This is a genomic window from Dactylosporangium maewongense, assembly GCF_039531485.1.
GTDB classification, from domain to species: domain Bacteria; phylum Actinomycetota; class Actinomycetes; order Mycobacteriales; family Micromonosporaceae; genus Dactylosporangium; species Dactylosporangium maewongense.
In genome coordinates, this window is record NZ_BAAAQD010000001.1 from 325,192 (window position 1) to 337,287 (window position 12,096).

9 protein-coding genes are annotated in these 12,096 nt (G+C 70.5%); 7 read left to right on the top strand and 2 right to left on the bottom strand.

Annotated features, from left to right (window positions below; all coding sequences use genetic code 11):
- The first annotated feature begins 32 nt into the window (after window positions 1-32).
- On the top strand, window positions 33-1,283 hold the full coding sequence (locus ABD332_RS01485) for a Gfo/Idh/MocA family protein (RefSeq protein WP_344498642.1): 1,251 nt from the start codon (window positions 33-35) through the stop codon (window positions 1,281-1,283).
- 6 nt (window positions 1,284-1,289) lie between these two features.
- Here ABD332_RS01485 and ABD332_RS01490 read toward each other — a convergent pair whose 3' ends face one another.
- A complete protein-coding gene (locus tag ABD332_RS01490) occupies window positions 1,290-3,782 on the bottom strand; it encodes a DUF4832 domain-containing protein (protein ID WP_344498644.1) in 2,493 nt (830 codons plus the stop codon).
- A 55-nt stretch (window positions 3,783-3,837) separates the two neighbouring features.
- Window positions 3,838-6,183, bottom strand: a complete 2,346-nt coding sequence (locus tag ABD332_RS01495) for a DUF4832 domain-containing protein (protein WP_344498646.1) — start codon at window positions 6,181-6,183, stop codon at window positions 3,838-3,840.
- A 167-nt stretch (window positions 6,184-6,350) separates the two neighbouring features.
- Between ABD332_RS01495 and ABD332_RS01500 the strand changes: the two genes are divergently transcribed.
- From ABD332_RS01500 to ABD332_RS01525, 6 genes are all read left to right on the top strand, one after another.
- The gene (locus ABD332_RS01500) at window positions 6,351-7,298 is read left to right on the top strand and encodes a carbohydrate ABC transporter permease (protein ID WP_344500670.1); all 948 of its coding nucleotides are present in this window, start codon (window positions 6,351-6,353) and stop codon (window positions 7,296-7,298) included.
- 10 nt (window positions 7,299-7,308) lie between these two features.
- A complete protein-coding gene (locus ABD332_RS01505; protein ID WP_344498648.1) occupies window positions 7,309-8,190 on the top strand; it encodes a carbohydrate ABC transporter permease in 882 nt (293 codons plus the stop codon).
- Between the two features lie 38 nt (window positions 8,191-8,228).
- Entirely contained in the window at window positions 8,229-9,566 is a 1,338-nt protein-coding gene (locus ABD332_RS01510) for an ABC transporter substrate-binding protein (protein WP_344498650.1), read from the top strand.
- Window positions 9,567-9,633: 67 nt separating this feature from the next.
- Window positions 9,634-11,127, top strand: coding sequence for a glycoside hydrolase family 36 protein (locus tag ABD332_RS01515; protein WP_344498652.1), 1,494 nt, complete (start codon window positions 9,634-9,636; stop codon window positions 11,125-11,127).
- A gap of 13 nt (window positions 11,128-11,140) precedes the next feature.
- Window positions 11,141-11,500 (top strand): DeoR family transcriptional regulator, encoded by a 360-nt coding sequence (locus ABD332_RS01520; RefSeq protein WP_344498654.1) that lies wholly within the window; start codon window positions 11,141-11,143, stop codon window positions 11,498-11,500.
- 112 nt (window positions 11,501-11,612) lie between these two features.
- Window positions 11,613-12,041 carry a hypothetical protein gene (locus ABD332_RS01525; protein ID WP_344498656.1) on the top strand — a complete coding sequence of 143 codons (429 nt, stop codon included), beginning with the start codon at window positions 11,613-11,615 and terminating at the stop codon, window positions 12,039-12,041.
- Window positions 12,042-12,096 lie beyond the last annotated feature (55 nt).

The window sequence follows — 12,096 nt, forward strand, 5'->3', positions numbered from 1 at the left end:
ACGTATCGTGCCGGCGGCGCGCCAATATTGCTATGGAGTTTACAAAGTACTCGGGGGATCGCAACCCTGTCACGATCGCGGTGGTCGGCGCGGGCCTGCGGGGCCGCCAGTACGCACGGCTCGCGGCGGCGCGGCATGCCGAGATCGTCGCGGTTGCCGAGCCGGACCCCGAGCGCCGGGCGGCCTTCGCGAGGACCCACGGCATCCCGGCGGGCGCGGTCTTCGACAGCTGGGAGGCGATGAGCGCGGCGGGACGGCTTGCCGACGCGGCCGTCATCGCCACCCAGGACCGGTTGCACGTCGAGCCGGCCGTGGCGCTGGCGCGGCAGGGATACCACCTGCTGCTGGAGAAGCCGATGGCGCCGACGGAGCCGGAGGCGCGCCGGATCGCGGAGGCGGTCGAGGCGGCGGGCGTGATCGGCGCGGTCTGCCACGTGCTGCGCTACACGCCGTACACGCGAGCGCTCAAGCACCTCCTGAACACCAGCAGCATCGGTGACCTGGTCAGCGTGCAGCACCTGGAGCCGGTCGGCTGGTGGCACCAGGCGCACTCGTTCGTCCGCGGCAACTGGCGGCGCAAGGACGAGTCGGGTCCGATGCTGCTGACCAAGTCCTGCCACGATCTCGACTGGCTGGCGTACGTCGTCGGCGACACCCCCAGCCAGGTGGCGTCGTTCGGCGGCCTGGCCCACTTCCACGCCGGCAACCGGCCGCCGGGATCAGCGAAGCGGTGCGTCGACTGCGCGGTGGAGCCGACGTGTCCGTACTCGGCGGTCAGGCTGTACAAGACAGAAGACGGCAGGCTGAGGTGGCCGGTGGACGCCGTGACCGACGATCCGCGCGATCTGGGACGCGCACTCCGGGAAGGCCCGTACGGCCGCTGCGTGTACGACTGCGACAACGACGTCGTCGACCACCAGGTCGTCGCCATGCAGTACACCGGCGGCGTGACGGCCACGTTCACGATGACGGCGTTCACGCCCATGCAGCGCCGGCAGACCCGGCTCTTCGGCAGCCACGGCAGCATCGAGGGCGACGGCCGCCACCTCAGCGTCACCGACTTCCGCACCGGCACCACCAGCACCACCAGCACCGTCGACACCGGCGAGGCCGGCGACGGGCACGACGGCGGCGACGAGGGACTCGTGGAGGCCTTCCTCGCCGCCGTCGCGGCGAACGACGGCAGCCTGCTCAGCTCGGACATGGCGACGAGCCTCGCCTCGCACCGGGTGGTCTGGTCAGCCGAGCGGGCCCGGCTGACCAGCACCGTGGTCAGGCTGTGAACAGGATCAGACGAAAGAGATGCTGTCGATCGTGACGGTGCCGCTGCCGCCGTACCAGAAACCCATCGCGAGCTGCGCGGGGTTGGCGCGGTTGATGCCGTTGGCGACCAGCGGGATCTTGATGTCCTGGAAGGTGCCGGTCAGGGCGGGGTGCCCGCCGCCGTCGAGGGTGTAGTCGGCGAACACCTTCGTGGTGCCGCCGAGGCTGAGGTTGAAGTGCGCCGCCGACGTGCCCTTGATGCGCACGACGAGGTAGGTGCGGCTGGAGACGTCGACGCCGACGTCGCTGCCGAACCAGCCGCAGTTGTTGTACTGCAACGTGAGCGCCCCGTCGGCGACGACGCCGTTGCCGCCGCCGTTTCCGAAGCAGTTGCCGCCGGTCCACTTCCCGAGGTCGTTCTTGGCCGCCGAGGGGTAGGCGGGCGTGCCGTCGTAGTCGTCGACGACCAGACCGGCCGGCGTCGGCGGGGCGGTGGAGGCGGTCAGCGGCGCCGACGCCGGTGAGAGGTTGCCCGCCGCGTCGCGGGATCTCACGGTGTACGTGTAGCTGCCGGCGCTCAGGCCGCCGTCGGTGTAGGCGGTGCCCACAACCGTGGCGACCTGCGTACCGTCGCGGAACACCAGATATCCGGTGACGCCGACGTTGTCGGTCGAGGGGTTCCACGCCAGGGAGATCGAGGTCGTGGTGGTGCCCGTGACCGCGAGCCCGGCCGGCGTCGACGGCGGTGCGCAGTCGGTGCAGCCGACGCCGACGGTGACGGCGTTGCTCGGGACCGACACGTTGCCGGCGGCGTCGCGGGCGGTGACGGTGTACGTGTGGGAGCCCGCGGGCACCCCGGTGTCGGTGTACGACGTGCCGGACACCGTGGCCACCTGCGTACCGTCGCGGAGGACGGCATAACCGGTGACGCCGACGTTGTCGGTGGCGCCGGTCCACGACAGCGACGCCGAGGTGGCGGTCGTGCCGGTCGAGGTCAGCGTGGGCGCGGTGGGCGGCACGCAGTCGGCCGTGCACGAGCCGACCTGGATCGCACCCGCGAGCACGTTGTAGCCCTTGGTCGCGTCCCAGGTGCCGGTGTTGGCCAGGCGCACGGAGTACGCGGGGTTGCCGCGCAGCCCGGTGGCCTGGTCGGGCAGCCACAGCGCGAGCTTGTAGGTGCCCGCGGTCATCGACGGCAGGGTCACGGTCTGCGTGGGGACGGTGACCGCGCCGGGGCGCCAGGTGCGCGGGTCGAGGTCCGGCAGCGGCACGTTGTAGCGCTGGGTGCCGTTGTCGAAGACCAGGAAGACGGGGCGGGGCTTGATGATGCCCGCGTAGCCGTCGTTGGTCAGGTGCGCGGCGAACGTGAACGGGCTGCCGGCGACGGCCTGCGTGGTGTATGTGGCGTCCTGCAGCCGCAGCCGGTAGCCGAGCTTGCGCTCGATGCGGGTGAACAGGGTCTCGGCCGGGTCGTTGCCCGACGCCGCCAGGTGCGCGGCCTTCCAGATGTCGGTGTTGACCGGCGCGTAGTCCTCGTTGATCTCCGTCCAGTGCTGGTGGGACAGCTCGTATTGGGCGTTGACCCCGGCGCTGTCGTTGGCGCCGCTGGCGTTGCAGGTCTCGCCGCCGATCATCTTGTTGCCGCCGGCGCTGGTCGCCATGTCGTACACCCACTGCTTCTTGACCGACACGTCGAACCAGCCGAGCCAGGAGTTCTGGTCGTAGGTGCCCATGTCGGCGGTGTCGGCGAGGAAGCAGTCGTCGTGGAAGCCGAGCCGGTCCTTGTCCTGGGTGGTCATGAGGCAGTTGTCGGGCAGCGGGCAGCCGGGCGGCGGCGTGGTCCGCTGCGCGAACTCGTAGTTGAAGATGGGGTAGCGGATCGCGATCGGCATCGTCGCGGGCGTGCTGCTGAGCAGCTTCTTGACGAGGCGGTAGCGGACCGGCGCCTGGCTCTCCTCCGACGACGCGGTGTATGGGCTGGAGTGCCACTCGCCCCAGGCGCCGAAGAACCCGGCCTCCAGGTGCAGGACGACGTCGGCGTTCGCCGCGAGGACCGGCGCGAGCTGGTCGATGTGGCGCTCCATCTGCGGCTCGGTGACCGCGGAGTAGCCGTCCCAGACGTAGGCGACCCGCAGGACGATCTTCATGCCCTGGGCGCGGATCGCGGCCAGCCCGGTGCCCAGGTTGGTCATCAGGGCGGGTGGCAGGTCGGCGGTCTGGTACTTGTCGAGGTGCAGGTAGCTGTGGATGAGGGTGTTGCCGTTCGCCTTCGCGCGGGCGAAGGTGCGGTCGAGCATGTCGGGGTTGAAGCCCGGGATGGTGTTGCTGGCGTAGTCGTTGACGGCGGGGTCGTCGACGATCTCGTAGCGGTTGTGGAAGCCGCGCTCGGGGTTGGTGAACACGGTGCCGAGGTCGGCGGTGTAGGTGGCGGTGGTGGTCGGCGCCGCCGCGTGGGCGACGCCGGGCGTCGACAGCAGCGCGACTGCGAGGAGCGCGGCCGCGATTCGGGTCCGGTGCATCATGCTCCTTGGCGAGGCCGGCGCCGTCCACAGTGGACGGCGCCGGCGCGGGGGGTCAGTTGCTGAAGGAGAGGCTGTCGATCGAGATGGAGCTGTTGCCGCCGTACCAGAAACCCATGGCGAGCTGCGCCGGGCTGGTGCGGCTGATCCCGTTGGCGACCATCGGGATCTTGATGTCCTGGTAGGACGTCGTGATGACCGGGTGCCCGCCGCCGTCGAGGGTGTAGTCGCCGAACACCTTGCTGGCGCCGCCGAGGCTCAGGTTGAAGTGGCTCTGCTCGCCGCCGGAGGCGCCGCGGACCCGCACGACGAGGTACGTGTACGCGGAGACGTCGGTGGCGACGTCGCTGCCGAACCAGCCGCAGTTGTTGTACTGCAACGTCAGCGCGCCGCCGGCGACGACGCCGTTGCCGCCGCCGTTTCCGAAGCAGTTGCCGCCGGTCCACTTCGCGAGGTCGTTCTTCGCCGCGGACGGGTAGGCGGGGTTGCCGTCGAAGTCGTCCAGGCCGATGCCGCCGCCCCCGCCCCCGCCGCTCGCGGAGGTCGTGACGGTCAGCGGGCTGGACGCCGCCGACACGTTGCCCGCGGCGTCGTAGGCCTGCACGGTGTACGTGTAGGCGGTCGACGCGGACAGGCCGCTGTCGGTGTAGGACGTGGTCGCGGACGTGCCGACCTGGGTGCCGCCGCGCAGCACGCGGTAGCCGGTGACGCCGACGGCGTCGGTCGACGCGTTCCAGGTCAGTGACACGCTGCTCGCCGTCTTCGCCGGCGAGGCGAGCCCGGTCGGCACGGTCGGCGCCGTGGTGTCGCCGCCGCCCCCGCCGCCGACCCCGATCGCGCCGAGGCCCAGCCACCCGTCGGCGTTCTGCGTGGCGTTGCCGAAGCGCAGCTTCTTCGCGTTCGCGCTCACCGCCTCCAGCGGGTTCCTGACCCGCAGCACCAGCTGGTACGAGCCGGTCGCCACCCCGGTGAGGCTGACACCGGCCTGGAAGTACTGGGGATAGCCGAAGTCGCGGTACGTGGGGTCGGCGCCGACGCCCCAGTCGGGGAACGCCCGGATCTTCAGCGGCTGGACGGTCCGCAGGTCCCAGGGGGTGTCCCAGGTCTTGACCACGGTCCCGGCGGAGTTCTTCAGGCCGAGCGTGACCGTCCACGGGTAGTAGAACGGGGCCACGCCGTTGTTGACGAGCGTGACGCCGACCGTCGCGCTGCTCCCGCTGACGGTGTTCGGGAAGTACGCGTGGGTCGCGGACAGGTCGTAGCCCATGAGCCGCACGGCCGCGGCCACGTTCGGGTCAGACGGCGAGTAACTCTGGCTGGTCTGGTTGATCTTCCAGGTGGTGTGCTCCAGCTCGATGCAGGCCTTCATGTTGTCGACCTGGCCCGAGCCGCCGGGCCACGAGGTGAACGCGGAGCTCTGGATCTCCGGCCGGACCTCGCCGCCCATCGAGCTGGTGATCCACTTGTTCTCCACGCCCATGTTCACGGCGCGCTGCAGCTGCGAGTAGCTCGCGCCGCCGAGCGACTGCGGCAGGGTCACGCCCGCCAGCGGCGAGCCTTCCCGGTAGCAGAACGAGTCGTCGTGGTAGCCGATGTCGCGGGTGTTCGCGGCGCCGCCGGCGGAGTCCGGGTAGCGGATCTCCAGCTTCGTCTTGTTGAACGCGGTGTCGAACGCCTGGATGATCTGCGCCCCGTGCGCGTCGGTCGGCATCAGGTTCGGGTAGCCGTCGGCGGTGTCGGTGTCGAACGGCCACGTGTGCCACTCGCCCCAGAGTCCGACGATGCCCAGGTTGATGAAGCCGATCCGGGGGTCGCCGTCGTAGCGGGCGCCGAACGCGGCGATGAAGTCGGACAGCGCGCTGAGCAGGTAGGGGCTGTCGTAGTCCGGCGACACCGTCCCCCAGAAGGTGTTGTTGCGGTACGTGACGTGCCCGTCGAAGCAGTGCGGAATGGAGTTTCCGGGATGGCTGCCGGTGCCGCCGGGATACTCCATGAAGAACCGGATGGCGGCCTGGTTGCCGTACGACGCGATCTCGTTGAGCGCGCTGTCCACGATCGACCAGTCGTAGCTGCCGCAGTTCGCCGCGTTGGTCATCACCTCGGACAGCCCGAAGTAGCTCCACGCGAGGGACCGCGGGTAGCCGGTGCTCTGGTTGTCGCCCGGGAAGTAGAACCGGGCGAAGCCCTTCAACGGGTTGTCGAGCGGGCTCGGGGCGGCGGTGAGCGGGTGGTCGGTCAGCGACGGGCTCGGCGTGGCGGGCGGAGCCGGTCTGGCCGGTGGGCCGGCCGGTGCCGCGACGGCGGGCTGCGCCTGCACGGTCACGGCGAGCACGGCCGTGGCGGCGGCCGTGCAGAGTGCGGCGGCGAACGCGAGGGCTCGCCGCCGCGGGGCGGTACGCATGGATGGGCCTCCGGGACGTGGGGTGAAGTCCCCGTACCTCGATTTGATACGAGGAGGTGTTGACAAAGTTTCCCTGAGCTTCATCATTATTAGCGGCCGCCCACCCCTCGCCGCAAGACATCAATCTCGAAGACTTTCGATGGACGAATCGAGGCCGGACCGTGACGATGCGTAACTCCCTGGCGGTGACCGCGCCGCCCGCGCCGGACCCGCCCGGCGGGCCGTCAGGCGCCGCCGGACCGCGCCGTCACCGCGACGACCGGCGGGTCGCCTGGCTGTTCCTGCTGCCGGTGCTGGTCGGCTTCGCGGTGTTCTACCTGTACCCGACGGTGCGCGGCGTCTGGTACTCGCTGACCGACTACAGCCTGCTCAACACCCCGTCGTACGTGGGTGCCGACAACTACGCCAAGCTCGTGAGCGACGCGCAGTTCTGGAAGTCGCTGCGGATCACCGCGTACTACGTGGTCGTCAACATCGGGTCGCAGACGCTGCTCGCCCTCGGCGTCGCGGCGCTCATGCACCGGCTGACCCGCTCGGTCGTGCTGCGGGCGACGCTGCTGCTGCCGTGGCTGGTGCCCAACGTGACCGTCGGGCTGCTGTGGATGTGGCTGCTGGACGCCAACCTCGGCTTCGTCAACCACCTGCTGACCGCCGCGGGGCTGGACAGCCAGGGCTTCCTCACCTCGCCGGACCTGGCGATGCCGTCCATCGCGCTCATCAACACCTGGGCCTACACCGGCTACACGGCGCTGCTGCTCTACGCCGGGATGCTGCAGATCCCGCCGCACCTCTACGAGAGCGCCTCCCTGGACGGCGCCGGCGAGCTGCGGATGTTTCGCATGATCACGCTGCCGCTGCTGCGCCCGATCCTCGCGCTGGTGCTCGTCGTGTCGCTCATCGGCTCGTTCCAGATCTTCGACACCGTCGCCGTCACCGACAAGATCGTGCCGGTCGGCGCCACCCGGGTCATCTACTACTACATCTACCAGCAGGCATTCACGTACTTCCACATGGGCTACGCGTCGGCGGTCGCCATGGCGCTCGTGCTGATCCTCGGCCTGCTCACCGCCGTGCAGATGTGGCTGCTGCGCGCCTCCCGATCCGACCTCACCTGAGAGGGGCCTCATGTTCCGCCGCCTGACGCCCGGCCGGCTGCTGGCCTGGACCGCGCTGATCGCCTTCCTCGTGGTGACGATCGTGCCCTTCTACTGGATGGTCCGCACCGCGCTCACGCCCGCCGCCGACATCTACCGCGACAGCACCGGCCTCGTGCCGGAGCACCCCACCCTCATCAACTTCGAGCGCGTCCTCGGGCTCGTCGACGACCAGACCGCCCGCGCCGCCGGCGGCTCCGGCGCGAAGATCAACTTTTTTCGGTACACGCTGAACTCCCTGATCTACAGCGGGCTCATCGCGACCGTCCAGACCTTCTGCTGCGCCATGGCCGGATATGCCTTCGCCCGGCTGCGGTTCCCCGGCCGGGACCTGCTCTTCGGGCTGTTCGTCGCGGCCCTGATGGTCCCGCCGATCTTCACGCTGCTGCCCAACTTCGCGCTCATGCGGCAGTTCGACGCCGTCGACACCCTCGCCGGCATGGTCGCGCCGTCGCTGCTGATGACCCCGTTCGCGGTGTTCTTCCTCCGCCAGTTCTTCCTGTCGGTGCCGCGCGAGGTCGAGGAGGCGGCCGTCATCGACGGCGCGAGCCGCTGGGGCATCTTCTGGCGGGTCATCCTGCCGATGAGCCGCGGCCCGCTCATCACCATCGGCCTCACCACGTCCGTGTGGGCGTGGAAGGACTACCTCTGGCCGCTGCTCGTCGGCCGCGGCGAGGACAACCGGGTGCTCACCGTCGCCCTCGGCGTGTTCCTCCAGCAGTCACCGAACACCGCACCCGACTGGACCGGGCTCATGGCCGGCTCCACCCTGTCCGTCCTGCCCGTCCTGCTGCTGCTGATCTTCCTCGGCAAGCGCCTCGTGCAATCGCTGAACTTCACCGGAATCAAGTGACACCCCACCCCCCGCTCCATTCCTCGAAAGGGATCCCCATGTCCAGACTCCGTATGGCGGCGGCCGCGCTGTCCGCCGCGGCGATCGTCCTGCCCCTCGCGGCCGCCTGCTCCGACGAGTCCGGCGGCGACACCGGCAACGTCACGCTCAACTACTGGCTCTGGGACGACAAGCAGCTGCCGCCCTACCAGGCGTGCGCCGACGCGTTCACCAAGGCCAACCCGAACATCACCATCAAGTTCACGCAGACCGCGTGGTCGCAGTACTGGCAGAACCTGACCACCCAGCTCGCCGCCGGCAGCGCGCCCGACGTGTGGACCGACCACGCGTCCTACTACCCGCAGTTCGTGTCCAGCAACCAGATCCTCGACATCCAGCCGTTCGTCACGAAGGACAAGGTCGACCTCGGCCAGTACCAGGCCGGCCTCGCGGACCTGTTCGTCAAGGACGGCAAGCGCTACGGCCTGCCGAAGGACTGGGACACGATGGCCCTGGTCTACAACACCAAGCTCGTCACCGACACCGCCGGTCTGGACAAGCTCACCTGGAACCCGAGCGACGGCGGCACCTTCGAGCAGGCGATTGCCAAGGCCACCGTGGACAGCCAGGGCCGCAACGGTCTCGACCCGGCCTTCGACAAGAACAACGTGAAGGTCCACGGCTTCCTGCCGGAGTGGGCGGACGGCTCGCAGGGCCAGAACGGCTGGGGCGACCTCGCCGTCGCCAACGGCTTCACCTACCTCGACAAGAACCCGTGGGGCACCAAGTACAAGTACGACGACCCGAAGCTCGCCGAGACCATCGGCTGGTTCAAGCACCTCATCGACAAGGGCTACGCGCCGAAGTTCGACAAGCAGTCGAACCTCGGCCGGGACGCGGTGATGGACACCGGGACGGCGGCGTACACCATCGTCGGCTCCTGGACCATCGGCACCTACCTCGGCACCGGCGCCAAGCAGCAGTACGCCTTCGCCCCGCTGCCCACCGGCCCGTCCGGGCGCAAGACCGCCATCAACGGCCTCTCCGACGCCATCTACGCCGGCACCAAGCACCCCGACCAGGCGTGGGCGTGGGTGAAGTTCCTCGGCTCGTCCGCCTGCCAGGACATCGTCGGTGAGAAGGCCGTCGTCTTCCCCGCCGTCAAGTCCGGCACCGAGAAGGCCCTCGCCGCCCACAAGGCCGCCGGCCGCAACGTGCAGGCCTTCACCGACCAGGCGACCGCGTCCGGCGGCACCTTCTTCCTGCCGATCACCGACCACGGCAACGAGGTCAGCCAGATCGTGCAGGACGCGATCCAGTCCGTCGTGCTCGGCCAGGCCGCTCCGGCCGACGCGTTGAAGAAGGCCAACGACCAGGTCAACGCCCTGTTCAAGTAGCCACCTGAACCAAGCGGCGGGGCGCTCGGCCCGCGCCCCGCCGCCACACAACCTGATGAGGAGAACCATGGCACAGCTCGTCGAGGTCGGCGGACACCACTTCGCCGTCCAGCACTCCGCCGCACCGGCAGTCGAGATCGGCTCCGCCCCCGGCGGCGTCCTGCTGCCCCCCGGCCGGGTGGCGATCCTGCACGGCCTCGGCGACGCGTCGTTCTACCGGCACGGGCAGAACTCGTGGAGCCCGTGCGGCTGGCGGCGGCTGAGCGAGCCCCCGCTGCGGGTGCCGAACCCGACCCGGCTGGTCACCGCCGACGACCCCACCTTCGACGACCCGGCGCGGCACCACTCCTCGGCCGTCGCCGTGCTGCAGGGCACCGACGGCGGCACCCTGCTGCTCGGCGCGCTCGGCCTCGACACGCCGCGGCTCACCGCCGACCACGACACCCTCACCGGGTGGTACGCCTCCTCCGGCGCCGACTGGTTCCTCGCCTACGGCCCCGAGGAGGACGTCTTCGCCGCCTACGCCGCGGCGCTCGCGTCGCGGTTCGGCGCCGGCACGCGGAAAGCCGGCAACGTGTGGTGCAGCTGGTACGCCTACTACGAGAACGTCACCGAGGCCCAGCTGACGAAGGACGTCGCGGACCTCGCCGGGCTGCCCTTCGACGTCGTGCAGATCGACGACGGCTGGGAGGAGCTGGTCGGCGACTGGCAGCCGAACGCGAAGTTCCCCAGCGGCATGCGGGCGGTCGCCGACCGTATCGCCGACGCCGGGTTCACGCCGGGGCTGTGGCTCGCCCCGTTCATCGCGCTGCCGCACTCGCGCCTCGCCACGGCACGGCCCGAGCTGCTGCTGCGCGACGGGTCCGGGCAGCCGGTCGTCGCCGGGTACAACTGGGGCGGCCCCTACTACGCCCTCGACCTCGCCCGCGAGGACGCCCTGGCGCACGTCGCCGAGCTGATCCGGACGGTCGTGCACGACTGGGGGTACCGCTACCTCAAGCTCGACTTCGTCAACGCCGGCGCCGCGCCGCTGCCGGGCCGTGACCGCGACCGGCTCTACCGGGAGGGGCTGCGGGTCATGCGGGAGGCCGCCGGCGACGACGTCTACCTGCTCGGCTCCGGCGCGATCCTGCTGCCGTCGCTCGGCATCCTCGACGGCCTGCGCAGCGGCCCCGACGTCGCGCCCATGTGGGACAACTACGCCTCAATCGACCCCTCCGACGCCACCGCCCGCAACGCCGTCGTCAACAGCGTGCACCGGCTCTGGCAGTCCCCGCTCGTCGAGGTCGACCCCGACGTCATCTACTTCCGCAGCAAGCTCAACCTGCTCACCACCCAGCAGACCCGCTGGCTGCGCGACCTCGCCGACGTCTGCGGCTTCCGGGCGGTCTCCGACCCGCCGAGCTGGCTCACGCCGGCCGAGCTCGAGGACATGCGCGAATACCTCGACGCGAAGCCGGTCATCCGCCGGCTCGGCCGCTACCGCTTCACCCTCGACGGCCGCGAGGTCGACTTCGCCCCGGCCGTCGCCACCGACGGCCAGCTCTACCCCATCTCCTGAGGCGGTGCCGCCCATGCCCAACCCGGAGCCCACAACGGAGTCCAGCCCGGAACCCCTGCTGCCGGCCGTTCGCCACCAGCGAATCATCGAGCTGCTGGCCCAGACCGAGTACGTGACGATCGCCGACGTCCGCAACGCCACCGGCGCCTCCCTGGCGACCACGCAACGCGACCTGGCGCGGCTGGCCACGACCGGCGCCCTGGCCCGGGTCCGCGGCGGCGCCACCCGTCCCCAGCCACCACGCGGCGAGGCCCGCCTGCTCGCCGCGTGCCTGACCCGGGTCCGCCACGCCCTCGACCGGCACGACCTCACCACCGCCGAGAACGCCCTGCACCAGGCCCTCGACGCCTGCGCCCGGCTCCGCCGCGGCTGACCCCGGCCATGGCGAACCAGCGGGATCGAGGCCTGTCCGGTGGCGTACCTCCGGACAAGGACCGGACACCGGAGTCGAGGAGCACGCATCGCCGGACTTCTATGCTGGCGAGATGACGGACTCACAGGTGCGGCTGGTCCACAAGGGGGCGCCCCTGGACGACGGGGTGGCGATCGGGAAGGAGCGGCCGGACAGCGGCCGGGCCGAGGTGGTCGTCACCTGCCCGACGTGCGGGGAGCGGGTCGCCGTGGCCGTCCTGAGCCGCTCGGCGGTCCGGCGGGAGAAGGTGCTGGTGAGCGTGGCATGCCTGGTCGCGGCGGGTGCCGGGGTCGGCGGCACGGTCTGGGTGTTCCGCAGCGGCGCGGTCCACGACGGTTTCGGGTTGCTGGCCATGCTCGTCGTCCTGATCGCCGTCGGGGTCTGGTTCGAGCGGACGGTGACGATGGATGACGGGGTGCGGCTGAAGCGGGCGCCGGCGCACGCGCTCGACCGTCCCGGCTGGACCGACTGGTATCAGTACGAGTTCGAGGCCACCCCCTAGCGACGCGGCGCTGCTCGCGGCCGCCGGCGGCGGCCGCGAGCAGCAGCATTGTTCA

Bases quoted from the DNA above. Each gene is read 5' to 3' on its own strand.
- ABD332_RS01505 (WP_344498648.1), top strand. From the start codon at position 7,309: ATGTTCCGCCGCCTGACGCCCGGCCGGCTGCTGGCCTGGACCGCGCTG.
- ABD332_RS01520 (WP_344498654.1), top strand. From the start codon at position 11,141: ATGCCCAACCCGGAGCCCACAACGGAGTCCAGCCCGGAACCCCTGCTG.
- ABD332_RS01515 (WP_344498652.1), top strand. From the start codon at position 9,634: ATGGCACAGCTCGTCGAGGTCGGCGGACACCACTTCGCCGTCCAGCAC.
- ABD332_RS01500 (WP_344500670.1), top strand. From the start codon at position 6,351: ATGCGTAACTCCCTGGCGGTGACCGCGCCGCCCGCGCCGGACCCGCCC.
- ABD332_RS01495 (WP_344498646.1), bottom strand. From the start codon at position 6,183: ATGCGTACCGCCCCGCGGCGGCGAGCCCTCGCGTTCGCCGCCGCACTC.
- ABD332_RS01510 (WP_344498650.1), top strand. From the start codon at position 8,229: ATGTCCAGACTCCGTATGGCGGCGGCCGCGCTGTCCGCCGCGGCGATC.
- ABD332_RS01485 (WP_344498642.1), top strand. From the start codon at position 33: ATGGAGTTTACAAAGTACTCGGGGGATCGCAACCCTGTCACGATCGCG.
- ABD332_RS01490 (WP_344498644.1), bottom strand. From the start codon at position 3,782: ATGCACCGGACCCGAATCGCGGCCGCGCTCCTCGCAGTCGCGCTGCTG.
- ABD332_RS01525 (WP_344498656.1), top strand. From the start codon at position 11,613: ATGACGGACTCACAGGTGCGGCTGGTCCACAAGGGGGCGCCCCTGGAC.